The 24775-nt window shown below is 46.5% G+C and carries 23 protein-coding genes; 10 read left to right on the forward strand and 13 right to left on the reverse strand.

Annotation, left to right across the window (positions count from 1 at the left end; genetic code table 11):
- Nucleotides 1–4 precede the first annotated feature (4 nt).
- Complete coding sequence (gene rplI, locus ICN33_RS06700) at nt 5–457, forward strand: 50S ribosomal protein L9 (RefSeq protein WP_216195593.1); 453 nt, start codon at nt 5–7, stop codon at nt 455–457.
- A gap of 34 nt (nt 458–491) precedes the next feature.
- On the forward strand, nt 492–1931 hold the full coding sequence (gene dnaB / locus ICN33_RS06705; RefSeq protein WP_370623231.1) for a replicative DNA helicase: 1440 nt from the start codon (nt 492–494) through the stop codon (nt 1929–1931).
- An 87-nt stretch (nt 1932–2018) separates the two neighbouring features.
- Here the strand turns inward: dnaB and ICN33_RS06710 are convergent, their stop codons facing one another.
- From ICN33_RS06710 to ICN33_RS06760, 11 genes are all read right to left on the reverse strand, one after another.
- Complete coding sequence (locus ICN33_RS06710; RefSeq protein WP_216195596.1) at nt 2019–2285, reverse strand: hypothetical protein; 267 nt, start codon at nt 2283–2285, stop codon at nt 2019–2021.
- A gap of 114 nt (nt 2286–2399) precedes the next feature.
- On the reverse strand, nt 2400–2930 hold the full coding sequence (locus tag ICN33_RS06715; RefSeq protein WP_216195599.1) for a C40 family peptidase: 531 nt from the start codon (nt 2928–2930) through the stop codon (nt 2400–2402).
- On the reverse strand, nt 2911–4572 hold the full coding sequence (locus ICN33_RS06720) for a PhoH family protein (protein ID WP_216195602.1): 1662 nt from the start codon (nt 4570–4572) through the stop codon (nt 2911–2913). Before ICN33_RS06720 ends, ICN33_RS06715 begins: the two co-directional genes overlap by 20 nt.
- Nucleotides 4573–4804: 232 nt before the next feature.
- Nucleotides 4805–5272 carry a peroxiredoxin gene (locus ICN33_RS06725; protein WP_216195604.1) on the reverse strand — a complete coding sequence of 156 codons (468 nt, stop codon included), beginning with the start codon at nt 5270–5272 and terminating at the stop codon, nt 4805–4807.
- Nucleotides 5273–5305: 33 nt separating this feature from the next.
- Complete coding sequence (locus ICN33_RS06730) at nt 5306–6235, reverse strand: polysaccharide deacetylase family protein (RefSeq protein ID WP_216195606.1); 930 nt, start codon at nt 6233–6235, stop codon at nt 5306–5308.
- A gap of 22 nt (nt 6236–6257) precedes the next feature.
- On the reverse strand, nt 6258–7304 hold the full coding sequence (locus ICN33_RS06735) for a bifunctional UDP-4-keto-pentose/UDP-xylose synthase (RefSeq protein WP_216195609.1): 1047 nt from the start codon (nt 7302–7304) through the stop codon (nt 6258–6260).
- A 37-nt stretch (nt 7305–7341) separates the two neighbouring features.
- The gene (locus ICN33_RS06740; protein WP_216195611.1) at nt 7342–8211 is read right to left on the reverse strand and encodes a formyltransferase; all 870 of its coding nucleotides are present in this window, start codon (nt 8209–8211) and stop codon (nt 7342–7344) included.
- Nucleotides 8212–9174: a glycosyltransferase gene (locus ICN33_RS06745; protein WP_216195613.1), complete on the reverse strand. Its 963-nt coding sequence runs from the start codon at nt 9172–9174 to the stop codon at nt 8212–8214.
- 41 nt (nt 9175–9215) lie between these two features.
- Nucleotides 9216–10382: a DegT/DnrJ/EryC1/StrS aminotransferase family protein gene (locus ICN33_RS06750; RefSeq protein WP_216195615.1), complete on the reverse strand. Its 1167-nt coding sequence runs from the start codon at nt 10380–10382 to the stop codon at nt 9216–9218.
- 24 nt (nt 10383–10406) lie between these two features.
- Nucleotides 10407–12098 (reverse strand): glycosyltransferase family 39 protein, encoded by a 1692-nt coding sequence (locus tag ICN33_RS06755; protein WP_216195618.1) that lies wholly within the window; start codon nt 12096–12098, stop codon nt 10407–10409.
- Entirely contained in the window at nt 12098–12475 is a 378-nt protein-coding gene (locus ICN33_RS06760; protein WP_216195620.1) for an Mth938-like domain-containing protein, read from the reverse strand. The genes ICN33_RS06755 and ICN33_RS06760 overlap by 1 nt, the downstream gene beginning before the upstream one ends.
- Before the next feature lie 79 nt (nt 12476–12554).
- Between ICN33_RS06760 and ICN33_RS06765 the strand changes: the two genes are divergently transcribed.
- From ICN33_RS06765 to oxlT, 7 genes are all read left to right on the forward strand, one after another.
- Nucleotides 12555–13811, forward strand: a complete 1257-nt coding sequence (locus ICN33_RS06765; protein ID WP_216195622.1) for an aminotransferase class I/II-fold pyridoxal phosphate-dependent enzyme — start codon at nt 12555–12557, stop codon at nt 13809–13811.
- Entirely contained in the window at nt 13808–15118 is a 1311-nt protein-coding gene (locus tag ICN33_RS06770; RefSeq protein WP_216195624.1) for a homoserine dehydrogenase, read from the forward strand. Before ICN33_RS06765 ends, ICN33_RS06770 begins: the two co-directional genes overlap by 4 nt.
- An 8-nt stretch (nt 15119–15126) precedes the next feature.
- Nucleotides 15127–16569 (forward strand): threonine synthase, encoded by a 1443-nt coding sequence (gene thrC, locus ICN33_RS06775; RefSeq protein WP_216195626.1) that lies wholly within the window; start codon nt 15127–15129, stop codon nt 16567–16569.
- Between the two features lie 40 nt (nt 16570–16609).
- A complete protein-coding gene (glp, locus tag ICN33_RS06780; protein WP_216196580.1) occupies nt 16610–17833 on the forward strand; it encodes a gephyrin-like molybdotransferase Glp in 1224 nt (407 codons plus the stop codon).
- An 18-nt stretch (nt 17834–17851) separates the two neighbouring features.
- Nucleotides 17852–18109, forward strand: a complete 258-nt coding sequence (moaD, locus tag ICN33_RS06785) for a molybdopterin converting factor subunit 1 (RefSeq protein ID WP_216195628.1) — start codon at nt 17852–17854, stop codon at nt 18107–18109.
- A 1-nt stretch (nt 18110) separates the two neighbouring features.
- Nucleotides 18111–18566, forward strand: a complete 456-nt coding sequence (gene moaE, locus ICN33_RS06790; RefSeq protein ID WP_216195630.1) for a molybdopterin synthase catalytic subunit MoaE — start codon at nt 18111–18113, stop codon at nt 18564–18566.
- 183 nt (nt 18567–18749) lie between these two features.
- Complete coding sequence (gene oxlT, locus ICN33_RS06795; protein WP_216195632.1) at nt 18750–20018, forward strand: oxalate/formate MFS antiporter; 1269 nt, start codon at nt 18750–18752, stop codon at nt 20016–20018.
- A gap of 100 nt (nt 20019–20118) precedes the next feature.
- Here the strand turns inward: oxlT and ggt are convergent, their stop codons facing one another.
- Both ggt and ICN33_RS06805 read right to left on the reverse strand, forming a co-directional pair.
- The gene (gene ggt, locus ICN33_RS06800) at nt 20119–21717 is read right to left on the reverse strand and encodes a gamma-glutamyltransferase (protein ID WP_216195634.1); all 1599 of its coding nucleotides are present in this window, start codon (nt 21715–21717) and stop codon (nt 20119–20121) included.
- Between the two features lie 70 nt (nt 21718–21787).
- Complete coding sequence (locus ICN33_RS06805) at nt 21788–22057, reverse strand: GIY-YIG nuclease family protein (RefSeq protein WP_216195636.1); 270 nt, start codon at nt 22055–22057, stop codon at nt 21788–21790.
- A gap of 101 nt (nt 22058–22158) precedes the next feature.
- Here ICN33_RS06805 and clpB point away from each other — a divergent pair, with 101 nt between their 5' ends.
- Nucleotides 22159–24762 (forward strand): ATP-dependent chaperone ClpB, encoded by a 2604-nt coding sequence (gene clpB, locus ICN33_RS06810; RefSeq protein ID WP_216195638.1) that lies wholly within the window; start codon nt 22159–22161, stop codon nt 24760–24762.
- Nucleotides 24763–24775 lie beyond the last annotated feature (13 nt).

Below are 24775 nucleotides of genomic sequence, written 5' to 3' on the forward strand. Positions count from 1 at the left end.
CTCAATGCAAATCATTCTTTTAGAAAAAGTAACTAACCTGGGCAACCTTGGCGACGTAGTTCGCGTTAAAGACGGTTTCGCTCGTAACTTTTTAATCCCACAACGCAAAGCGCGTCGTGCAACTGAAGCAGCAATTGCTGATTTTGCAGTTCGTCGTGCTGAGTTGGAAAAATTAGCTGCTGAGAAATTGGCTGCTGCTGAAGCAGTAGGCGCAAAGCTCAAGGACTTGGTTCTCGAAATCGGTCAAAAGGCGGGTGTTGACGGTCGTTTGTTTGGTTCTGTAACCAATCATGACATCGCTGATGCTTTGAAAGCTAAAGGCTTCACAATTGAGAAGTCCTCAGTTCGCTTGCCTACTGGTCCATTGAAAATGGTTGGTGATCATCCTGTAGCGGTTGCTGTTCATACCGACGTAGTTGCAGATATCACTATTCGTGTAGTTGGCGAGCAAGCTTAAGTAAAACTTAGGCTTTAGGAACTTCGCTAGCCTCATGGCTGAATCCCGTTCACGTTCCGTTACGCTGAATCCCGGCATGATGGGTTCTGGGGATGCAGTCGTGCAGGCCTTAAAAGTTCCACCGCATTCTGTAGAAGCCGAGCAATCATTGCTCGGCGGTCTACTGATCGACAACTCCTCTTGGGATAACCTAGGTGGAGTATTAAATGATAAAGATTTCTATCGTCCCGAACATGCTTTGATCTACAAAGCAATTGCTCGTTTGGTTGGCGACAATCATCCTGCTGACGTCATTACTGTTCATGATGCAATTAAATCTGAGCAGGGTGGTGATTTAGTTGGCATTGATTACCTGAATTCTTTGGCGCAAAACACCCCAAGTGCGGCGAACATAAAAGGCTATGCCGATATTGTTCGTGACCGCAGTATTTTGCGTCGCTTGATCGAAGTTTCAGATAGCATTGTCAATTCAGCGTTCGTTCCAGAGGGTCGTACTGTTAGAACCTTGTTGGATGAGGCCGAGTCACGCATTCTTCAGATTGGTGAAGAAGGTAGCCGCAAGGCTGACTATCTTGAGATTGAGCCCTTGCTGAAGGCTGTTGTTGCCCGGATTGATGAGCTCTATAACCGTCAAGGCGGTAGCGACATTACTGGCATTGCGACTGGCTTCATAGATTTAGATAGGCAAACTAGTGGCTTGCAAAAAGGGGACTTAGTGATTATTGCCGGAAGACCGTCGATGGGAAAAACGGCGATGGCACTGAACATTGCTGAAAACGTAGCTTTAGCCGAAGGCTTGCCAGTCGTTATATTTTCTATGGAAATGTCTGGTGAGCAATTGGCCGCACGTTTGCTTGGTTCAGTTGGGCGCGTAGATCAAAGTCGCATGCGTACCGGTAAGCTGCAAGACGATGAGTGGCCGCGCGTTACCGATGCGATTGCGCGTTTAAGTAATACCCAAATTTTAATTGATGAGACTGGCTCTTTATCAAGCTTAGAATTGCGTGCACGTGCACGTCGTATTGCCAGAAACTTTGGCGGCACGCTCGGATTAGTGGTAATTGATTACTTGCAGTTGATGAGTGGTTCCGGTTCTGAAAACCGTGCCACTGAGATTTCAGAAATCTCACGATCACTCAAATCACTCGCAAAAGAATTGCAGTGCCCAGTCGTTGCGCTCTCACAGTTAAATCGTGGCCTTGAGCAGAGACCTAATAAGCGTCCAATCATGTCAGACTTGCGTGAGTCAGGCGCTATTGAGCAAGATGCAGACTTAATTATGTTCATCTATCGTGATGAGGTTTATCACCCAGATACCACTACTGATAAAGGTATAGCTGAGATCATCATCGGCAAGCAGCGTAATGGCCCAATTGGAACTATTCGGGTAAGCTGGCAAGGTCCATATACTAAGTTTGATAACTTAGCGATGGGTTCTGTCGGTTACTCTTCTGGTGGATACGAGCCTTTTTAAATCCAAATAAGAAAACAAATTGCCCAAAGAAAAAGCCTCACACTGTGAGGCTTTTTTTATACGGCAATTAAGCTGAATTGATAAAGCTTATTTACCGCCTTCACATTTCTTAATGGAGGCAGCTTTAGCAGCGCCATACAAAGGCTTACCGTCCTTGCTTACTGCTTTAGCTTCGCAATCATCGACCTTTGCGCCGCCCATACATTTCTTAATTGAGGCATCCTTGGCTGCACCATAGAGCGGCTTACCATCTTTGCTCAGTGCTTTAGCTTCGCAGGCTGCTTGATCGGCAAAAGCGTAAGTTGGAAGTGCAAAACTCAGTGCAATACTTAAAGCAATGATGATTTTCTTCATATTATTCCCCTGTTTGGTAAGGACAAGATTGAAAGTGCTACTTAGCGGACTACTTTAAAGCAAATAAATTGACTTGTGAATATAGGGAAAGTCATATGAGTCCTAAAGCAGCTATTAGGGCACTATACGACGTGCTTCTGTAAACTTTGCTGCCCAGTATGGTGCCGTGATGTAGTCGAGGCGGACGGTTCCACCGGCGCTAGGGGCATGAACAAATCTTCCTTGGCCAACATAGATTCCAGCATGGGAATACTTTTCACCAGTGGTATTAAAGAAAACTAAGTCCCCTGGAGCTGGGGGTTGATCCTCAATGCTTCTGCCTTTGCTGCTCATTAATTGAATGGTTCGTGGGAGTTTGACCCCAACTGCTTTGTTATAGACATACACAATTAGCCCGCTGCAATCAAAACCACCTTTAGGGGTATTTCCGCCGTATCGATAAGGTACATCTACCAAGCCCACGGCTGCAATGGAGATATCTTCGGTACCAACACTGGTATCTTGCTTAAATTGAGAAACCCTCGAGGTGTTCGATTTACTGCTGAATGTGCTGCATCCGCTGAGGATGAGCACGCTACAAATAAAAATGCCGCACCCCAGGAGAGTGCGGCATGAGAGGGTTTGCTTAGAGTGCGTCGGCAGCATGATCCGCAAGACGTGAACGTTCGCCACGAGCTAACGTGACATGACCGCCGTGACGCCAGCCTTTGAAGCGATCTACTACATAGGTGAGACCAGAGGATCCCTCAGTTAAGTAAGGCGTATCAATCTGGGCAATGTTACCTAAGCAAATAATTTTGGTTCCAGGACCTGCGCGTGTAACCAAGGTTTTCATTTGCTTAGGAGTTAAGTTTTGCGCCTCATCAATGATGACGAATTTGCTCACAAAAGTTCTGCCGCGCATGAAGTTCATGCTCTTTACTTTAATGCGCGAGCGGATTAGCTCTTGAGTGGCAGCGCGACCCCACTCACCAGCCCCACCATCCTCATTGCGTTGTAATACTTCGAGGTTGTCATCAAATGCACCCATCCAAGGCTGCATTTTTTCTTCTTCCGTGCCCGGTAGGAAGCCGATATCTTCGCCCACTGGAACTGTCGCACGAGTAATAATGATCTCGTTATAGCGTTTGCTATCCAGAACCTGCTCAAGACCTGCAGCTAAGGCTAGTAAAGTTTTTCCGGTTCCCGCTTGACCAAGTAAGGTCACAAAATCCACGTCAGGATTCATCAGGAGGTTCATGGCAAAGTTTTGCTCACGATTGCGAGCGGTTACGCTCCAAACATTGTTCTTTTGGTGAGAGAAGTCACGCAAGGTTTGCAAGAGAGCGGTTTTGCCATTGATTTCTCTAACCTGTGCGTAGAAAGGTGTTGAGCCGTCTGGATTTTCTTGATAGACAAATTGATTAACCAGCATGCTTTGAACTGCAGGGCCAGTTACCCTGTAGAACATCGTGCCAGACTTTGAGTCCGCCCAGCTTTCCATATCCTTGCCATGCTTTGGCCAAAAATCTGCCGTCAATGCCATTACACCGGCATACATCAAGTCACGATCTTCTAATACTTGGTCGTTGAAGTAATCCTCAGCCGGCAATCCCAGCGCGCGTGCCTTAATACGCATGTTGATATCTTTTGATACCAACACCACTTCTTGACCTTTGCGAGTTTTTTGCAGTTCACTAACAACTGCCAAAATGAGATTGTCACCTTTACCTTCAGGCAAGCCTTCAGGTAATGCTTGGGTAGAGAACTTAGTTTGGAAGAATAAGCGACCAGTCACATCTTGATTGCCTAACTTATTCAGCGGGATACCTTCATCTAAGGTGCCGCTAGTACCAGCAATGAGTTGGTCAAGCGATCGACTGACGGTACGGGCGTTACGGGCTACCTCGGTCATCCCCTTTTTATGGTTATCCAATTCTTCAAGGGTAGTCATTGGTAGATACAGATCATGCTCCGAGAAGCGGAATAGCGAGCTTGGATCATGCATCAATACATTGGTATCTAAAACAAATAGGCTCGGCGGGCCAGTGCGAACCACCCGTTTTGGCTTTGCAGGTGTCGGCACTTTACTCTCATTGCGCTGATGATGAACAGGGCGATGATCAGCTTTAATCTTTTCGAGAGCAACCTCTGCTGCAGATAAGTCCTCTTCTGCATCATTTGTCCAATCAACGGCTTCCACTACCACCGGTTTTGCTTGAGCAGGACGTTTCTTTAAGTCGGGAGTGTCTTTGCGACTGAGTTTCACTTGATCAGCAATTTGAGTGGGGATTGGGGGCAGTGGCATGGACTCTCCTAAAAGAAAAAACCGCCAAGCGGAGTGCGTTGACGGTTTATTACGAAATTGGCTGCAACAGTACTGGAAAAACGGAGGGGGTTGCTCCCCGCGCCTGATCTGAGATATTCAGGTTTCTGATTCAAACGGATTGTCAGACTTTCCCGTCGTTTACGGTGCATATGAATCACTTTACCCCAAAATTTGGGGTTTGCAAGCACCCTAGAACAAATTTTTGTAAATATTAACTAGTGGCTTGAGCAGCCTGTAACACCTCTGTCACATGACCCGGAACCTTAAGGCCGCGCCACTCTTTTGCCAGCTTGCCAGAGGAGTCAAATAAGAAGGTGCTGCGCTCTACGCCACGGACTTGCTTGCCATACATATTCTTCATCTTCATAACGCCAAAGAGTTGGCAAAGCGTTTCTTCGGTATCAGCAACCAGCTCAAATGGAAGTTCTAGTTTGCTGCGGAAGTTGTCATGTGACTTGAGGTTATCTCGGGAAACTCCCACCACCAGGGTATTGGCTTTTGTAAATGCTTCAATATTGTCTCTAAATTCACCAGACTCAGCGGTACATCCCGGAGTCATATCTTTAGGATAGAAGTAAAGAACCAGTTTTTTGCCTTTTGCGGACGCAGGAGAAAATGTCAATCCAGATGTTGCTGGAATCGCGCACTGTGGCATAGGTTGACCAATTGCTACTGTCATGATGATCCTTTGTTTATTAATTGTCTCGAAGTCTTATTGAACTGATTCGTTATTTTGAATGATCAAATCACCGCTGCGATTTGGTATTTCACCCCAGGTCAGCGGTAATACAGCTATTTTATCTAGTTGCTTGGTGGCCTCCCAGGATTTATGAAGCTCCCCCATCGTGACAAGGTCATGACCTTGGTTTAGCCATCCAGCCAATAACTGCTCGAACGCGGGCAATAGCTTTTGCCCCTCGAGTTCTGCGTGCAATGTAAAGACTTGGTCGTTTGGGTTGCTTTGAGTGATCTCTAGAAGCTTTTTGACCGCGCCAAACTCATCTGCGCCATCGATACCAATGAGTTCGTCAAAGGTGGGTAGTGTTGTTGGGTACTGGACATGCTTTGCTTTGCCAGAAGTTAAGGCAAGACGGTAGGGTATGAGGTTTGGTTCAGACCTACCATCCGAAGAGTAGGCGATGCCCCATTGATCGAGCTGCTCAAAGGCGGCTTCGTTCATTTGCCAGCCAGCGGCGCCATAAGTAATAGGCGCATGACCAAATATTTCTACAAAACGATCCCAACTTTTTTGCATCATCGTTTTTGTCCATGACGCATCTTGATTGCGAACCGCATCTTGCCAAGCAACGTGGTCCCAAGTATGAATACCTGTTTCGTGTCCTGATTTGTCAATTGCACGCATTTCAGCAGCAGCTTGCTTGCCGATATCTGGCCCGGGAATGAGCACGCCGTAGAGCAGTGTCTTAATGCCATAGTGCTCTACAACAGATGTACGGCTTACTTTTTTTAGAAAGCCAGGACGAAACACCCGCTTTAAGGCCCAGCCGGTATGGTCGGGTCCAAGACTAAAGAGAAAGGTAGCCTTAAGGCCAAAACGCTCTAGAGTGCGAGCAAGGTTTGGCGCGCCTTCTTTGGTGCCGCGTAAGGTATCAACATCAACCTTGAGAGCAATCTTAGCCATGTACCTGTGGATTTACTTTTGCTTATTCTTTGTCTACTAAGGTGCGAGCTTTTTCAACATCTTCACGATAGGCTTCGAAAATATTCTTGAGCGCATCGTTCATCGTTGTAGTTGGCTTCCAGCCTAATTCGTTCATCGTATTATCAATTGCAGGAACGCGATTTTGCACGTCTTGGTAGCCTTCGCCATAGTAAGCGCCAGAAGTGGTTTCTACAATCTTCACTGCATTAGCAGTCTTTGCATACTCTGGAATGCTACGAGCAATTTCCAGCATCTGATTGGCTAGTTCGCGAATGGAGTGATTGTTCTTTGGATTGCCGATGTTGTAGATCTTGCCGTTAGCAATTCCATCTTTGTTATCGATGATGCGCATTAAAGCATCGATGCCGTCATCTATATAAGTAAAGGCACGCTTTTGAGCGCCACCATCAACGACGTTGATGGCTTCGCCGCGAACAATGTGGCCTAAGAACTGAGTCACCACTCGGGAAGAACCTTCTTTTGGTGTGTAGATGCTATCTAAGCCAGGACCGATCCAGTTAAAGGGGCGGAAGAGTGTAAAGCGCAAACCTTCCATACCGTAGCCCCAAATGACGCGGTCCATTAACTGCTTGGAGCAAGCGTAAATCCAACGTGGTTTGTTGATTGGGCCGTAAACCATATTCGATTTAGCAGGATCGAATTCACCGTCTTCACACATTCCATACACTTCAGAAGTGGATGGGAACACTAAATGCTTTTTGTATTTAACTGCAGAACGTACGATTGGAAGATTGGCTTCAAAGTCGAGCTCAAATACTTTAAGTGGTTGCTGAACATAGGTTGCTGGAGTTGCAATGGCAACCAATGGCAAGATGACATCGCATTTGCGGATGTGATATTCAACCCACTCTTTATTGATGGTGATATCACCTTCGAAGAAGTGCATACGCGGGTGATTTACTAAGTCACCAAGACGATCGTTTTGCATATCCATTCCATAGACATCCCAATCGGTCGTCTCAAGAATGCGCTTCGAAAGGTGGTGACCAATAAAACCGTTAACACCAAGAATGAGTACTTTTTTCATCTCTACTGCCTCGTTTTAATCTAATTTGTGTCGCTGCTTATTTGTTTGCTGGAAACCATTCCAATACTTCAACTGCTAGATGGTCACCACAAATGCCGAATACCCGATTATCAACCACTTGGATACCGCAAACCCCAAGATTGAGTTGGGCCGGAAATGGGCCTTTTAAGGTGGTGCGAGCCACAATCATGGCTTTGCCCTCGTGGTCTATAAAAGCGCCTGGATAAGGGGGTGCAACCGCCCTAACTAGGTCGTGAACCTGTTTAGCAGTCTGATTCCACTGAATTTGCCCATCCGCAGGCTTTCGACCGCCAAAGTAACTGCCTTTTTGGAGCTCATTGGGCTTGCGGGGGACCACTCCCTTTAGAAGGCTGGGTAAGACTTGATCTATTACGCTCACGGCAGCCTGACTTACCTTGCTAAAAACCTCTGTAGCGGTTTCATCTGGGCCAATACTGACTGCGGCTTGCCCAACAATATCTCCCGCATCTGGCTTTAACTCCATGACGTGCAAAGTTGCACCTGTCTCGGTTTCACCATGCAGAATGGCCCAATTAACCGGCGCACGCCCACGATATTTCGGAAGTAGTGAGCCATGCATATTGAGGGCGGCAATTTTGGCGCAAGCCAAAATCTGCTCCGGAATCATGAAGCGATAGTAGAAAGAAAAAATATAGTCTGGCGCAATCGCCTGAAACTTCGGAAGCAAAGCTGATAAATCAGTCACGCTAGGGGTGATGTAAGAAATATTGTTTTCTTGACAGAGTTTTGCAACGCTCCCAAACCAAACATTCTCATTGGGGTCATCTTCATGGGTAACTACCAAATCCACCTGTATTCCCGCATTGAGAAGTGCTTTTAGGCAGTTGACGCCAACGTCGTGATAAGCAAAGACGACTGCGTGCAATTATTTTTTCTCTAAAACAGTTTGCACTACATAGCGAGGGCGCTTACGGATTTGCTGATAGATGCGACCGATGTATTCGCCTAAAAGACCAAGCCCAAAGAGCATCACACCAATTAGGAAGAAGGTTAGGGCGAAGAGGGTAAATACACCCTCAACCTCAGCACCCAGAACAAAGCGGCGCACTAGCAGATAGGCAAACAAGCTACCAGCAGCAAGGGATAGAAGCATGCCGAGTATTGAGAAAATCTGCAACGGCATTACAGAGAATCCAGTGACTAAGTCAAAGTTCAGGCGAATGAGTTGATATAGACTGTATTTGGATTCACCGGCAAAACGCTCTTCGTGTTTAACGGTGATCTCGACTGGATTTGCAGAAAAGGTATAGGCCAGCGCTGGGATGAAGGTATTACTTTCATCACATTGACGAACTAGGTCAACAATGCGGCGACTGTATCCACGTAACATGCAACCTTGATCGGTCATCGTGATGCGCGTAATGTTTTCGCGCAAACGATTCATGGCGCGCGAGGCGAATTTTCTAAAGAAGCTATCGCGACGATCAGCGCGAATGGTGCCGACGTAATCATGGCCTTTTAGTAGTTGCTCAGTCAACGCATCAATTTCTTCAGGTGGATTTTGTAAGTCCGCATCCAAAGTGATGATGTGTTCGCCCTTGGCATACTCAAAGCCCGCCATGATGGCCATATGTTGACCAAAGTTGCTGTGAAATAAAACAGCACGAGTCACATCAGGACGTAATTCAACTTGCTTAGAGAGGATGCCGGCCGAACGATCTTTACTGCCGTCGTTGACGAATACGATTTCGTAAGCAATCTGGCGTTTGGCAGCCAGCGCGTCTAATGCTGGATAGAGACGATCAAAAAGGGCCTGTAGGCCATCTTCCTCGTTGTAAACGGGGATCACAATACTGAGCGTTGGATTGGCAACTAAATTTGCAGTCATGGAGCAATTTTGCCTGATTCTCTTGATTTAACCCAGGAACACTAGTTTTTGAAGTATTTTTGCAATATTCCGACTAATCCTTTGGTTATTCGACCAATATCTTGATCAGCCATTGCAGGAAATAAGGGGAGAGTGAGGATAGATCGACCAATGCGTTCGGCAATGGGCGTATCAGATGTTTTGTAACCTTGATTTTTGTACAGCGTAAAGCCAGTAATAGCAGGGTAATGAACGCCAGTGCCAATGCCCAAGTCTTTTAGCTCTGCCATCACTTGGGCGCGATCTGCAGTTAACTGCTCAAGTGGCAAAACAACTTGAAACATGTGCCAGTTGCTATCGGTAAAGTTTTCCACTGGAAGCTCTAATTTCAAATTTTCCAAATTAGCAGATTTCAATTCAGCGCGAATCACCTCAAAGTATTGACGAGCTAGTTCGGCACGACGCACTTGATATGAAGGGAGTTGCTTGAGTTGTTCAAGACCAATAGCTGCATTCACATCAGTCAAGTTATCTTTGCCACCCAATACGTCAACATCCATACCATCCATGCCATGCCGAGTTAATCCCTGAAGGCGAAACTTCTCTGCAAGTTTTGCTTCACCATCATTGTTCAGCACAAGACAGCCACCCTCAACAGTGGTGAGATTCTTGTTGGCCTGAAAGCTAAAACTGACCAAGTCACCAAAGCTACCAATCTTCTTGCCTTTCCACTGTGAGCCAAAGGCTTGTGCTGCATCCTCAATTACCCGAAGCTGATATTGATTCGCCAATGCATAGAGCTGATCCATATCAACAGGCAGACCAGCCAAATAGACCGGCATGATCGCACGGGTCTTAGGTGTGATCGCAGCAGCAAGCTTATTCAAATCAAGATTGCGCGTAACGGGGTCAATATCTACAAACACCGGTTTTGCGCCAACGCCTAAGATGACATTGGAAGTGGCTACCCATGAAATAGGGGTGGTAATCACTTCGTCGCCAGGACCAATGCCGGCAACTTGCAAAGCAATCTTCATAGTCGCGGTGCCATTGGCAAAACAACGCACTGGACGACCGTCAAAATATTTACTTAAAGTGGCCTCAAACTCTGCCAGCTTGGGGCCTGATGTGACCCAGCCTGAACGCAGCACTTCCGAAACAGCATCAATCGTTTCCTGATTAAAGCTGGGGCGCGTAAAAGGGATGAAAGCGGAATCAGAATTTGACATAGTTACTTATATTACTTTACCCCGTTACTGCGTCAACTTAGGTGCATCGGGATGTTTCACGATGACTCTCCGCGAGTCACGATCGACTTCCTGCATGGGTAAGTTTTGTGCTTTTAGAGCATCAAACTGCTCTGGAACCATTAAAGCGTAGGCCGTTTGATCTTCTTGCCAGCGCTCAATAAACGCATTCAAGGTGGGCATCCATAACTCTGGCTCTTGATTGACTCCAAACTCGAGCTCATCGGGAGACTCGACCATGATCATCGTTCTGCCCAAATAGAAGGGCACGGTGTGATCTAAAAGGCGCACTGAGTAGAAATTTACTTTTGGCGGAATGGAAGCTTTCACCCTCTCAACGAGATCGATACCAGAAACTGCGCGACCTAAAGTCTCGTGGCCTGTACCTGCGATGATGGTGCACAGAAAAAATCCACAAGCAAAACTGACAATACTTTGAATGCCATTTCGCTGGGTTTGCCAAGCCGCGAAGGCACTGCAACTCACCAGTGCAACTAATGCGGCAATGATCCAATAGGTATATTGCGCATAGGCTTCAATTTCATCTGGTCTCGCCTGCCTGCCAATGGCATCCAAAAAGAAAAATCCAACGCAGCCCAGCAGCGCAAATCCAAGTGTTTGTATTTTCCATGGCAGAGCCATAGTATTGCTATGTCCAAGCAAGCGATCTAAGCGATTGCCAATAATCAATGCGAGCGCAGGAAAAACAGGAATGATGTAGCCAGGTAGCTTGGAGTGAGAGACGCTAAAGAAGGCAAAGATTACTAAAAACCAACATACCAATAACCAACCTGCCGAGAACTCGCGGCGACGCTCATTCCAAGCTTGTGCAATGGCTCCAGGAATTTGCAGGACCCAAGGAAGTAAGCCAATCAGTAGGAGCGGAGCAAAGTAATAAATAGGGCCAGTTCTGCTGTGTGCGTCTTGGGTGAAGCGTTGTAGATGTTCGTGAATAAAAAAGAATTCTAGAAATTCAGGATTGCGTTGCGCAACTAATACAAACCAAGGTGCGGTGATGGCTAGGAACAAAATACTGCCACTAAATAATCGTAGGCGAGACCAAATTTTCCAGTCCCAAGTGCTCAGTGAGTACGCAATGAAAACCATTGCAGGAATTGCAGCACCGATCACGCCCTTGGATAAAGTGGCGAGCGCCATGAAAGCCCAGCAAGCCCACATCCAATTGCGACAACTATTTTGATTGTGAGAGGTTTGTGCAAGTAGCAGGCTGCAGAGTGCAGCTACCAAGAAAGAAGACAAGCCCATGTCGAGTGAATTGAGGTGGCCGCCGATGATCCACATCGGGCTTGATGCTAATACAACGGAAGCCAGCCAACCCGCTCTAGCGTTATAAATTCGAGTGCCAGTAAATCCAACTATCAGAATGGTAAGAAAGCCAGTTAATGCAGTCCAAAGTCTTGCCTGCCATTCGCCAATACCAAATACTTGAAAAGTTGCGGCAGTTGCCCACGCTTGTAATGGGGGCTTTTCAAAATACTTGTAACCGTTGTAACGGGGTGTGACCCAGTCGCCGGTGACCAGCATCTCCCGGGCGATTTCTGCGTAGCGCCCTTCGTCTGAAGGAATGAGGTGGCGGTAATTGAGTGTGCCAAACCACAGCAGGGCATAAATGATGATCAACAGCAAAATCTTGCCTGGATGCAAGGCTGATGATTGCCGAATTTGGCCAAATTGCATTAAATGGGTTCCACAATGAGGGCTAAAAGGACTTGGCGTCCTTCCCCTACCAAGATGTTGTATGTCCGGCAGGCGGCTTGAGAATCCATGATCTCGAAGCCAATCTTGGCCTCAATTAAGGCTTTGAGGAGTTCGGGTCTGGGAAAGCGCTGGCGACTACCGGTGCCAATAAGGACTAATTCTGGTTTTAAATCAACCATTTGGGCGAAATGACTAGCCTCTAAGTTGTCAAATGTCTGCGCAGACCAGTTCGAGATGGCGCCATCCGAACTCAGCAGGACCGCATGTGCGTAAGGGGTCTTATTGATCTCTACGTAGCCAGGGCCGTAGCCGGTGATCGTATTCGCTCCGGAATGGGGGTCAGATTGAAGCTTCAAGTGGACTCTCTGTCATAATTATGTGGATTATAGCTAGCTGTTTTTTCTCATATTTCAAGAACTTACCCTTAAATTTATTGTGAAACCGATCCGAAAGTCCCAAAAGCTCGATAACGTCTGTTATGACATACGTGGGCCGGTGCTCGAGCTTGCTCAGCGCATGGAGGAAGAGGGTCACAAAATCATCAAATTAAACATCGGAAACGTAGGGGTTTTCGGTTTTGATCCGCCTGAAGAAATTCAGTTGGACATGATTCGCAATTTAAGTAATGCCTCAGCCTACTCTGATTCCAAAGGAATCTTTGCCGCTCGAAAAGCCATCATGCAGTACTGCCAAGAAAAAGGCATCCAAGGCGTGACTTTGGATGACGTCTATACCGGCAATGGTGTTTCTGAGCTCATCGTCTTGTCGATGAATGCACTTTTAAATGACGGTGATGAAGTCTTGGTTCCAGCGCCGGATTACCCGCTGTGGACTGCTGCTGTCAGTTTGTCCAGCGGCACACCTGTGCATTATCTTTGCGATGAGTCTAAAGATTGGGCCCCTGATTTAAACGATCTGCGTAAAAAAATTACACCGCGCACGAAAGCGATTGTGGTGATTAATCCAAATAATCCTACTGGTGCGATTTACTCCAAAGAAGTTTTGATGGAGCTAACGCAAATTGCACGCGAACACGATTTGATTTTGTTTGCTGATGAAATTTACGACAAGATGTTGTACGACGGCGAGAAACATCTCTCACTGGCTTCTTTATCTACCGATGTTGTCATTATTACCTTTAATGGCCTTTCTAAAAATTACCGTTCATGCGGCTACCGCGCTGGCTGGATGGTGGTTTCAGGCGATAAAGAGATGGTGCGTGATTACATCGAAGGTTTAAACATGTTGGCTTCAATGCGTTTGTGTGCAAACGTGCCAGGCCAGTATGCGATTCAAACAGCGCTAGGTGGATACCAAAGTATTAATGATTTGGTGGGCGAAGGCGGTCGTCTTGCAAAGCAACGCGATCTTGCATGGAAACTCATTACAGATATTCCGGGCGTCACATGCGTAAAACCAAAATCAGCTTTGTATTTATTCCCAAAGCTAGATCCTGAGGTCTACCCAATTGAAGATGACCAGCAGTTTGTTGCTGATCTCTTAAGAGAAGAAAAAGTATTGTTAGTGCAGGGCTCTGGTTTTAACTGGGGCAAGTCTGATCACTTCCGTGTAGTGTTCTTGCCTCACGAAGATGTGTTGAAGGAGGCCATTAGCCGCCTTGCACGTTTTCTGGAGCGTTATCGTAATAAGCACAGCCGTAAGGCTTCTTCAACTGCAGCAAAGGCATCATGAAACCGATTCAAGTAGGTCTATTAGGTATTGGCACTGTTGGTGGTGGCGTATTCACTGTTCTCGAGCGTAACCAAGATGAGATTACTCGTCGTGCTGGGCGTGGCATTCGTATTAATACAGTCGCCGATTTAAATGTAGAGCGTGCCAAAGAGTTGGTTAAAGACCGAGCACAAGTGGTAAATGACGCTCGCGCCGTGATTAATAATCCAGAGATTGACATCGTTGTTGAGTTAATCGGTGGTTACGGTATCGCTAAAGACTTGGTTCTTGAGGCTATCGCTGCAGGTAAGCATGTTGTTACAGCAAATAAGGCATTGATCGCTGTTCACGGCAATGAGATCTTTAAAGCAGCTCACGCTAAGGGCGTAATGGTTGCCTTTGAAGCTGCTGTTGCAGGCGGTATTCCGATCATCAAAGCTTTGCGTGAAGGCTTAACTGCAAATCGTATCGAGTGGATTGCCGGCATCATCAATGGCACAACAAATTTCATCTTGTCAGAAATGCGTGACAAAGGTTTGGATTTTGAAACCGTTCTGAAAGAGGCGCAACGCTTGGGATACGCAGAAGCAGATCCGACTTTTGATATTGAAGGTGTTGATGCTGCTCATAAAGCCACCATCATGAGCGCGATTGCATTTGGTATTCCAATGCAGTTTGAAAAAGCGCACGTTGAAGGCATTACTAAATTAGATGCAATTGATATTAAATATGCGGAGCAATTGGGCTATCGCATCAAGCTGCTAGGTATTGCCAAGAAAACTTCAACTGGTGTTGAGTTACGCGTTCACCCAACTTTGATCCCTTCTAAGCGTTTGATTGCAAACGTGGAAGGTGCCATGAATGCTGTTCAAGTGTTTGGCGATGCGGTGGGAACTACCTTGTATTACGGCAAAGGCGCTGGCTCTGAGCCTACGGCTTCTGCAGTGATCGCCGACTTGGTCGATATCACCCGTTTATTAAGTGCAGATGCTGCGCATCGTGTGCCTTACTTGGCATTCCAGCCAGATGCCGTGCATGACACACCAGTATTGCCTATTGGTGAGATCACTACTAGCTACTATCTGCGCTTACGCGTAGCGGACCAAGCTGGTGTATTGGCTGATATCACCAAAATCTTAGCTTCACATGGCGTTTCCATTGATGCCCTCTTGCAAAGAGAGGCTGATGAAGGTGAAAGTCAAACTGATTTAGTGGCCTTGACTCATGAAACCAAAGAAAAGAACATGCTTGCCGCAATTAAAGAGATTCAGAATCTCAAGACAGTTGCTGGCGAAGTGGTGAAGATCCGTTTAGAAAACTTGTCTTAAGTAAACACATGCGTTACCAATCGACTCGTGGCAATAGCCCACAACAATCCTTCTTAGAAATTTTGTTAGGTGGATTGGCGCCTGATGGTGGCTTGTATTTGCCAACTCAGTATCCAAAAGTCACAGCGACGCAACTAGATGCTTGGCGTGGCTTGTCTTATGCTGACTTAGCATATGAAGTTTTAAGTCTCTATTGCGACGATATTCCTGAGGCAGACTTGCGTGCAATTTTGCGTAAAACGTATACCGAGCAGGTGTATTGCAATGGCCGTGCACAGGACAATGCTAAAGACATTACCCCTATGCATTGGCTAGGCGAGGAGCAGGGAACACGAATTGGACTACTAAGCCTGTCAAATGGCCCAACGTTGGCCTTTAAAGATATGGCCATGCAATTACTGGGCAATCTCTTTGAATACGCTCTTAAGAAAAATGGTCAGCAGCTCAATATTTTGGGCGCAACTTCTGGTGATACTGGTAGCGCTGCAGAATATGCGATGCGTGGCAAAGAGGGTGTGAACGTATTTATGCTTTCACCGCGCGGCAAGATGAGTGCGTTCCAGTCTGCACAGATGTACTCACTGCAAGACCCTAATATATTTAACTTAGCAGTTGCCGGAGTCTTTGATGACTGCCAGGATATCGTTAAAGCAGTAAGCAATGATCATGCTTTTAAAGCCAAGAACCAAATTGGTACTGTGAACTCCATCAACTGGGGTCGCGTGGTTGCTCAGGTGGTGTACTACTTCCAGGGCTATCTTTTAGCTACAAAGTCTAGCTCGGAGAAAGTGTCTTTTACAGTCCCGTCAGGCAACTTTGGCAATATTTGTGCTGGCCACATTGCCCGTATGATGGGTTTACCGATCGAGCATTTGATTGCCGCTACAAACGAGAATGATGTACTCGATGAATTTTTCCGCACTGGCGTCTATCGTGCCCGCAAGTCTGCAGAGACTCTGCATACCTCTAGCCCTTCGATGGATATCTCTAAAGCCAGCAACTTTGAGCGCTTCGTATTTGATTTTATGGGTCAAGACGGCAAAGCTACTGCTGCCATGTTTAAGCAAGTGGATGAATCTGGCGGTTTTGATATTTCCAAAGAGTCAGTATTTAAGGAGCTTGGTAAGTATGGATTCCAATCTGGTCGCAGTACACACGAGAATCGCCTAGAAACTATTCGTGATATTGATAAGCGTTACGGCGTCATGATTGACACACATACCGCTGATGGTGTGAAGGTAGCCCGTGAGCATTTGCAAGCTGGTATTCCGATGATTGTGTTGGAAACAGCGTTACCAATCAAGTTTGAAGAAACGATTGAAATTGCTCTAGGTCGTCCTGCTGAATGCCCACCTGCATTTAAAGATATCAAGTCTAAGCCGCAGCGCGTAGAGAATATCGATGCAGATGTGAATCAGGTAAAAGATTTCATCACAACGCATCTCCATTAATACTCACCTGGTAATACAAGCCGCCATGACAAAGCCACCGATGTTGACTGCGCAGCAGGCTTTAGACCACTTGCTTTCTCATGCCAAAACTGTTGGTGAGAGTGAGAAGGTTACAATGCAGGCCGCATTAGGTCGCGTGCTTTCTGAAAACGTCCATAGCCTAGTTGATGTACCTCCACTCGATAACACTGCGATGGATGGATATGCAATTCGCTCTGCTGATGCCGCCACTCCAGGAAAATCACTCAAGATTGCTCAGCGTATTCCGGCTGGATCGATGGGAACCCCGCTAGAGTCCGGCACAGCTGCTAGAATTTTCACGGGAGCTCCTGTGCCTCCTGGTGCGGACGCAGTCGTCATGCAAGAGGATTGCACGCTAGAGGGTGAAAGCGGTAAAGTGACTATCAATATCGCTCCAACAGCGGGCCAGTGGATTCGTCGCAGAGGCGAAGATCTCACTGCTGGCAAAACTGCTCTTACTGCAGGTACTTTCTTGCGCCCACAAGAGTTGGGCGTAGCTGCTTCAGCTGGCTTGACTCACTTAAGTGTTAAACGTCGTGTTAAGGTAGCCGCCTTTTTCACTGGTGATGAATTAGCCCTTCCTGGTGAGCCATTAAAACCAGGTGGTATTTATAACTCCAATCGCGACACTTTATTGGCCTGCCTTAAATCTTTGGGTTGTGATGCCACTGATTTGGGTATCGTCCCAGATCGCTTAGATGCAACCCGTGCAGCATTGCGTAAAGCCAGCAAGGACCACGATTTAATTATTACCTCTGGTGGCGTCTCAGTTGGTGAAGAAGACCACATCAAGCCAGCAGTTACTGCTGAAGGAAGATTGGATCTGTGGCAGATCGCGATTAAGCCAGGTAAGCCATTGGCATTTGGTGCGGTCCGAAAATCAGACGAACCTAAGGATGGTGAGGCTTGGTTTATTGGTTTGCCAGGTAATCCGGTATCTAGTTTTGTAACCTTCCTATTGTTTGTTCGTCCTTTTATTCTGAAGTTGCAGGGTCGTGAAGCTAGTCTTCCTCAGTCGTATTTAATGCGCGCAGATTTTGATTGGTTGAAAGCTGATCGACGCAATGAGTTTCTGCGTGTCAAATTGAATAGCAACGGCGGCTTAGATTTATTTCCTAATCAAAGTTCTGGCGTGCTCACTAGTGCCTCTTGGGCCGATGGTCTGGTTGATTGTCCACCAAATCAGCCAATCAAAGCTGGCAATTTGGTGAAGTACATCCCATTTGATGCACTACTCAAATAATCGGTTTACGATTAGCTCATGAAACTCGAATTACGATTCTTTGCCTCACTGCGTGAATCGCTTGGCATCTCGCAAGAGAGGATCACCATCCCGGTGACAGTAAAAACCATTGCCGATCTCAGAGCGCACCTCATTGAACGTGGCAATCCATGGTCTGAAGTCTTAGCAAATGGTAAAGTCTTGCGTTGTGCCTTGAACCAGCACATGGTTGATGCAAATACTGCATTGCAAGATGGTGCAGAAGTTGCTTTCTTTCCTCCGGTAACTGGGGGCTGATATGCCAATCAAAATTCAAGAAAGCGATTTTGATGTCAGTGCAGAAATATTGGCATTACGTAAAGGTGATCCGCGAGTAGGTGCGGTAGTTTCTTTCTTGGGCACTGTGCGAGATATGAATGACGGTAGCCAAGTAAGGGGTATGACGCTTGAGCATTACCCCGGCATGACTGAAAAAGCACTCCAAGAAATTCTGGATCAAGCCAAAGCGCGCTGGGATATTTTCCAAGCACTGGTGATTCATCGTGTTGGACCTTTACTGCCCGAAGATCAAATCGTATTAGTGGCGGTCACCAGCGCACACAGAGGTGAAGCATTTGCTGCCTGTGAGTTCATCATGGACTACCTTAAGACTGCAGCCCCCTTCTGGAAAAAAGAAGATACGCCTGAAGGGGCTCGCTGGGTTGATGCCCGCGTTATCGATGAAGCTGCAATGGCTCGTTGGAAGCAGAGCTAATTTCATTAGCCTTGCCGAATTAGATTCTGATTCAAGGTTTTTATTGGTGCACCAAACGGCATCAAAATAAGCGCTTCTGCACCATCTCAGGGAATTCCTTAGTAATTACCCGTAAATTTAGATCAAAATGCATTAACAAAAGCATTTTAGAAATTTTGATTTAACAAAGCTCAGGAGATTTACATGACAACAGCAGCATTGAGTACGGAAAGTACTAGTAGCAACCCTCTAAAGTCGAAATGGGTGCAATTGGCTTTAGGCGTCATTTGTATGATGTCCATATCCAGCCCTCAATATGTTTGGGCTTTATTTACTAAGCCAATCATGGGTCAGCTCGGTGTTACTTTGACAGAGTTGCAAATTACATTTTCGATCTTGATTGTTTTACAGACTTTCTTCTCACCGTTTCAGGGTTACTTAGTTGATAAGTTTGGCCCTCGCCTATTGTTATCCATCGGCACTATTCTGACGGGTGCAAGCTGGGTTCTTTCGGCTAACCTGACTACCGTATCTCATCTTTACCTCACCTATGGTGTGTTAGGTGGCTTGGGTACCGGTATTGTTTACATCGGCGTTGTTGGCTTGATGGTTCGTTGGTTCCCAAACAATCGTGGATTTGCAGTAGGTATGGTTGCTGCTGGTTATGGCATCGGTGCATTGCTGACGACATTCCCAATCTCCACTAGCTTGACTGAGACCGGGATTCAGGGCACGTTGACGTTCTTTGGCTACATCATTGGTGCTGTTGGACTATTGGCCGCTCAAGGCATTCGCGTTCCTCACGCTGATCGTGCACAAACTGCTGATCAAATAGAAGCTGCTGCATCGGGAGTTGCACCAAAGGTAATGTTAAAGACACCAGTTTTTTGGCTCATGTTTTTGATGATGTCCATGATGTCTACATCGGGATTGATGGTGATCTCCCAAATGGGCGCATTTGCAAAAGACTTTGGTATTACATCGGCTATGGTTTTTGGTATGGCGGCCTTACCTTTGGCCTTAACAATTGATCGCGTTACCAACGGTTTAACTCGACCAATATTTGGTTGGGTATCTGATCGTATCGGCCGCGAATACACCATGACGATTGCTTTTGGTTTAGAAGCGGTTGCTATGTTTGCTTGGGTAATGACACGCTCAGATCCTGTCATGTTCGTATTGCTCTCAGGCATTGTGTTCTTTGGTTGGGGTGAGATTTTCTCTTTATTCCCATCTACTTTGACTGATACTTTTGGTCAAAAGCATGCCACTACAAACTATGGCTTCCTGTACATGGCTCAAGGCGTTGGCTCTATTGTTGGCGCACCAGTTGCAGCCTACATTCATGGTGTTACAGAAAGCTGGATACCAGTATTTGGCATCATGATCGTATTGGATGCTACTGCGGCTATCCTGGCATTCTTCGTACTACGCCCAATGCGCGCTAAGTATTTGAAGACACGCACTGCATAAGTGCTAACTCAGTGGTAATTTGAAATTCGAAGTTAGAAAAAAGGCTACCAACAAGGTAGCCTTTTTTAATGCCATCTAATTGTTAATGCATTGCGAGGGTTTAGAAAGCGCTCACAGCTCCATCACTTCTAGGATCCCATCCGCCTTGTAGCGTACCTGATGGATCGCGAATGATGCAACCCGCATGACCAACGGTTTCGTCAAATGCATCGAGCATTTCAATCTCATGGCCTAAAGCGTGAAGCTCTTTAGCTACCCATGGACTAAAGCGCGACTCTAATTTAAGGCTATCACTGGTTTGCCCCCAGGTCCGTCCAAGTAACCAGCGTGGACGACTGATTGCATCCTGTGGATCAAGACCATAAGTTGCTGTTCGAGTAAATACTGCGCACTGGGTTTGTGGTTGACCATCTCCACCCATCGTTCCATAAACCATTGAGCGACCATCTTTAAATAAGGCCATCGCTGGGTTAAGGGTATGAAAAGGCTTGCGATACGGCTCAAGGTGATTGAGTGTATTTGGGTCGAGAGAAAAGCTGCAACCGCGGTTTTGCCAGTTGACACCTGAGGTAGGAAGCACAATGCCTGCGCCAAACTCATGATAGATGCTTTGAATGAAAGAAACGCAATTACCGTCACCATCAATTACGCCCATCCAAATAGTATCTGCAGGACCTTTGCCCTGACCCCAAGGGAGCGCTTTTTCTGGATCAATATTCTTGGCTAACTTTTTCAGGAATGCAGGTGACAAGAAAGATTGCGCATTCTTTGTCATATAGGCAGGATCAGTTACAAATTGATCGCGTACTTTAAATGCTTGTTTGGTAGCCTCAACACAATGGTGAACGTACTCGGCGCTATCAACCTTAAAGCGTTTTAAGTTCAACTGGTCCAAGATGCCAATAATCATCAATGAGACAACACCTTGTGTAGGTGGAGTCATGTTGTAGACATTGCCCATGCTATGCTTGAGCTCAAGAGGGTCTATGAGTTTTGCTTTATGACGGTTTAGATCGTCTAATCTGAGTGGGCTTCCTAGCTCAGCGAGTTCTTTTGCTAGTGATTGAGCTAGTTCGCCACGGTAATAGTCATCCGTGCCTTTTTTGGCAATCTGACGTAAGGTTTTAGCAAGACGTTCTTGCTTAAAGATGCTGCCAACAGCGGGCGCTTTGCCATTTACTAAAAAAGTCTCTGCAAAGCCTGGTATGGGACTCAGTTCTTGACGCTTCTTTTCTGTGAGGCTTGATTGGCTGAAAGTAACTGGTGTGCCAGCTTCTGCATAGTGAATCGCATCAGCTAATAGGCGTGAAAGTGGTAGTTTGCCGCCTAACCCTTGTTTGGAGAGCTGGTGCGCTGCGCCCCAGCCAGAGATAGTGCCAGCAACCGTATTAGCCGCTACTGCACCACGAAATGGAATGGCCTTAGTGATGCCACGTTCCGCGTACCATTGCTTTGTCGCCAAACCAGCGGCTGCTCCACAGGCATCAATTCCACCCATGGCCTTTCCAGGAGAATGAACCACCCAGAAAGAGTCGCCGCCTATGGAGTTCATATGAGGGTAGACCACTGCAATAGTTGCTGCAGCGGCAACCATTGCCTCTAAGGCATTGCCACCTTCTCGTAAAACAGCTAAAGCAGATTCTGATGCTAGAGAATGTGGCGCTACCGCCATTCCTCTGGTTCCCCATTTTGGTTGCATGATTGTTGTCCGGTTAAATAATTGGTTTTGTTATGGCTATATTGTATTGCTGGCTCATAGGTTGCTCTGACTAACTGTGCCCAGTTTTGGTGGTGCTCTCAGTCTCAAAAAAGGCTAGCTTTTCAGACCTCGGTAAACGCTTTAATCGGAGCTCTGCTTTAGAGGCTTCAGAACGGTCAGGGTGCTTTTGTGTTGCTAAGAGGACAACTGGTCCGCGCGATCTTGTATAGCGAGCGCCTTGCCCTGAGTTATGTGCCTCTAGGCGATGCTCTAGGCGGTTAGTAATGCCGGCATAGTAGGTGCCATCTGAGCATTCAAGGAGGTAAACAAGCCAGGTCAAAATAGGGAAAATTAGGGTTAAAAGTGCGGTGGATGCTTGAAATTATTAATATTGCCCTTATATTCTATAGATAGATATAGATGGAGTTGATGGGGTAGAAAATGAGAATAGATAAATTAACAACCAAATTTCAAGAGGCCTTAAGTGAGGCCCAAAGTATCGCTTTAGCTAAAGATAACCAATATATTGAGCCTGCCCACTTGTTGCTGGCCATGTTGCGTGATTCCGATGGTGGCGCCAAGAGTTTATTGACTCGAGCAGGGGTCAATGTCCCTGGTCTTGAAAAAGGCGTAGAGAAAATCATCAGCAATCTCCCCGAAGTGCAAGGTACTAGTGGAGAAGTGCAGGTAGGCCGTGATTTAAGTAACTGGCTCAACCTATGTGAAAAAGAAGCCAATAAACGCAATGATCAATTCATTGCTGGCGAACTATTTTTGCTGGTGGTGGCTGATGACAAAGGCGAGCTCGGTAAAGTAGCTCGTGAGAATGGATTAAATCGTAAATCATTAGAAGCGGCTATTGATTTAGTACGCGGAGGAGAGTCAGTGAATAGTGCAGATGCTGAAGGCCAACGTGAAGCCTTAAAGAAATACACAGTGGATTTAACTGAGCGCGCTCGTATGGGCAAGCTTGATCCAGTCATTGGGCGTGACGATGAGATTCGTCGCACCATTCAAATTTTGCAACGTCGCGGTAAGAACAACCCTGTACTCATTGGTGAGCCAGGTGTTGGTAAGACTGCTATTGTTGAAGGTTTAGCGCAGCGCATCGTTAATGGTGAAGTGCCTGAGACTTTGAAAAATAAGCGCGTCTTGGTTTTGGATATGGCCTTGTTATTGGCCGGCGCCAAGTACCGTGGCGAGTTTGAAGAGCGCCTGAAGGCAGTTCTGAGTGATGTCTCCAAAGATGAAGGTCAAACGATCATCTTTATTGATGAAATTCATACGATGGTAGGGGCTGGTAAAGGTGACGGCGCAATGGATGCTGGCAATATGCTCAAGCCTGCCCTAGCGCGTGGTGAATTGCATTGCATCGGCGCAACCACTTTGGATGAGTACCGTAAGTACATTGAAAAAGATCCAGCGTTGGAACGTCGTTTCCAAAAAGTGATGGTGGAGGAGCCTACCGTCGAGGCAACTATTGCGATCTTGCGAGGCCTTAAAGAGCGCTATGAACTACATCATGGTATCGAAATTACTGATCCAGCGATTGTTGCGGCTGCTGAGTTATCGCATCGCTACATTACGGATCGTTTCTTGCCAGATAAGGCGATCGACCTGATTGATGAAGCGGGTTCGCGTATTCGGATGGAGATTGATTCTAAGCCTGAAGTGATGGATAGGCTGGAGCGTCGTCTGATTCAATTAAAGATTGAGCGCGAAGCGGTTAAGAAGGAGAAGGACGATGCTTCGCAAAAACGCCTAGGTCTCATTGAGGATGAAATTAAACGTCTGGGTGCTGAGTATGCTGATTTAGAAGAGGTTTGGAAAGCAGAGAAGGGCGCTGTATTAGGCGCAGCTCAGCTGAAAGAGGAAATTGAAAAAGTAAGGGTAGATATTGCAAAGTTACAACGAGATGGCAAGCTAGAAAAGGTTGCGGAGTTGCAATATGGGAAGTTACCTGAGCTAGAAGCTAAGTTGAAGTCTGCTGCTGCAGCGGAAGCTAAGGGCGACAAAGATGGCGTATTGAAGAACAAGTTACTTCGCACTCAAGTTGGCGCAGAAGAAATTGCGGAAGTAGTTTCTCGCGCGACAGGTATTCCAGTGTCGAAGATGATGCAAGGTGAGCGCGATAAGTTACTCAAGATGGAAGAGCTATTGCATAAGCGTGTAGTTGGTCAAGAAGAGGCCATTCGAGCGGTATCGGATGCTATTCGTCGTTCCCGTGCTGGCTTGGCTGAAGAGAATCGTCCTTACGGCTCATTCTTATTCCTTGGGCCTACCGGTGTTGGTAAGACTGAGCTATGTAAAGCGCTGGCTGGTTTCTTGTTTGACAGCGAAGATCATCTGATTCGCATTGATATGAGTGAGTTTATGGAGAAGCATAGCGTGGCACGTTTAATTGGTGCGCCTCCAGGTTATGTTGGTTACGAAGAGGGCGGTTATTTAACTGAACAAGTCCGTCGTCATCCATATAGCGTAATTTTGTTTGATGAAATCGAGAAGGCTCACCCCGATGTCTTCAATGTGCTCTTGCAAGTGCTTGATGATGGCCGCCTTACTGATGGTCAAGGTCGCACTGTAGACTTTAAGAACACCGTCATTGTGATGACCAGCAATATTGGATCTCATTTAATTCAGTCAATGACTGATAAGAAGCAGTCTGAAATTAAAGAGGCTGTATTTGAAGAGTTGAAGAATCATTTCCGTCCTGAGTTCTTAAATCGTATTGATGAAATCGTAGTGTTCCATGGCTTGGATAAAGGTAATATTGCCAATATTGCGAAGATCTTGCTAAAGAACCTGTCAGATCGTTTGGCAAAAGTGGATATGCAGCTTGAGGTGAGTGATGCCGCTCTGAATAAGATTGCCGAAGTAGGTTTTGATCCAGTCTTTGGAGCAAGGCCTCTGAAGCGGGCGATTCAGCAGCATATTGAAAACCCAGTCTCCAAGATGATTTTGGAGGGCAAGTTCGGGCCTAAGGATGTAGTGCCTGTGGATGTAGATAAAAAAGGCGACTTTAGCTTTACGCGTCAGGTGCACTAAACAATATTGAATG

The sequence above is a fragment of the Polynucleobacter sp. UB-Tiil-W10 genome, from assembly GCF_018881605.1.
Taxonomy (GTDB): Bacteria; Pseudomonadota; Gammaproteobacteria; order Burkholderiales; family Burkholderiaceae; genus Polynucleobacter.

What these genes read in the sequence shown, in the direction of transcription:
- rplI (WP_216195593.1), top strand. Translation starts at nt 5, where the DNA reads ATGCAAATCATTCTTTTAGAAAAAGTAACTAACCTGGGCAACCTTGGC.
- dnaB (WP_370623231.1), top strand. Translation starts at nt 492, where the DNA reads ATGGCTGAATCCCGTTCACGTTCCGTTACGCTGAATCCCGGCATGATG.
- ICN33_RS06710 (WP_216195596.1), bottom strand. Translation starts at nt 2,285, where the DNA reads ATGAAGAAAATCATCATTGCTTTAAGTATTGCACTGAGTTTTGCACTT.
- ICN33_RS06715 (WP_216195599.1), bottom strand. Translation starts at nt 2,930, where the DNA reads ATGCTGCCGACGCACTCTAAGCAAACCCTCTCATGCCGCACTCTCCTG.
- ICN33_RS06720 (WP_216195602.1), bottom strand. Translation starts at nt 4,572, where the DNA reads ATGCCACTGCCCCCAATCCCCACTCAAATTGCTGATCAAGTGAAACTC.
- ICN33_RS06725 (WP_216195604.1), bottom strand. Translation starts at nt 5,272, where the DNA reads ATGACAGTAGCAATTGGTCAACCTATGCCACAGTGCGCGATTCCAGCA.
- ICN33_RS06730 (WP_216195606.1), bottom strand. Translation starts at nt 6,235, where the DNA reads ATGGCTAAGATTGCTCTCAAGGTTGATGTTGATACCTTACGCGGCACC.
- ICN33_RS06735 (WP_216195609.1), bottom strand. Translation starts at nt 7,304, where the DNA reads ATGAAAAAAGTACTCATTCTTGGTGTTAACGGTTTTATTGGTCACCAC.
- ICN33_RS06745 (WP_216195613.1), bottom strand. Translation starts at nt 9,174, where the DNA reads ATGACTGCAAATTTAGTTGCCAATCCAACGCTCAGTATTGTGATCCCC.
- ICN33_RS06750 (WP_216195615.1), bottom strand. Translation starts at nt 10,382, where the DNA reads ATGTCAAATTCTGATTCCGCTTTCATCCCTTTTACGCGCCCCAGCTTT.
- ICN33_RS06755 (WP_216195618.1), bottom strand. Translation starts at nt 12,098, where the DNA reads ATGCAATTTGGCCAAATTCGGCAATCATCAGCCTTGCATCCAGGCAAG.
- ICN33_RS06770 (WP_216195624.1), top strand. Translation starts at nt 13,808, where the DNA reads ATGAAACCGATTCAAGTAGGTCTATTAGGTATTGGCACTGTTGGTGGT.
- thrC (WP_216195626.1), top strand. Translation starts at nt 15,127, where the DNA reads ATGCGTTACCAATCGACTCGTGGCAATAGCCCACAACAATCCTTCTTA.
- glp (WP_216196580.1), top strand. Translation starts at nt 16,610, where the DNA reads ATGTTGACTGCGCAGCAGGCTTTAGACCACTTGCTTTCTCATGCCAAA.
- moaD (WP_216195628.1), top strand. Translation starts at nt 17,852, where the DNA reads ATGAAACTCGAATTACGATTCTTTGCCTCACTGCGTGAATCGCTTGGC.
- moaE (WP_216195630.1), top strand. Translation starts at nt 18,111, where the DNA reads ATGCCAATCAAAATTCAAGAAAGCGATTTTGATGTCAGTGCAGAAATA.
- oxlT (WP_216195632.1), top strand. Translation starts at nt 18,750, where the DNA reads ATGACAACAGCAGCATTGAGTACGGAAAGTACTAGTAGCAACCCTCTA.
- ggt (WP_216195634.1), bottom strand. Translation starts at nt 21,717, where the DNA reads ATGCAACCAAAATGGGGAACCAGAGGAATGGCGGTAGCGCCACATTCT.
- clpB (WP_216195638.1), top strand. Translation starts at nt 22,159, where the DNA reads ATGAGAATAGATAAATTAACAACCAAATTTCAAGAGGCCTTAAGTGAG.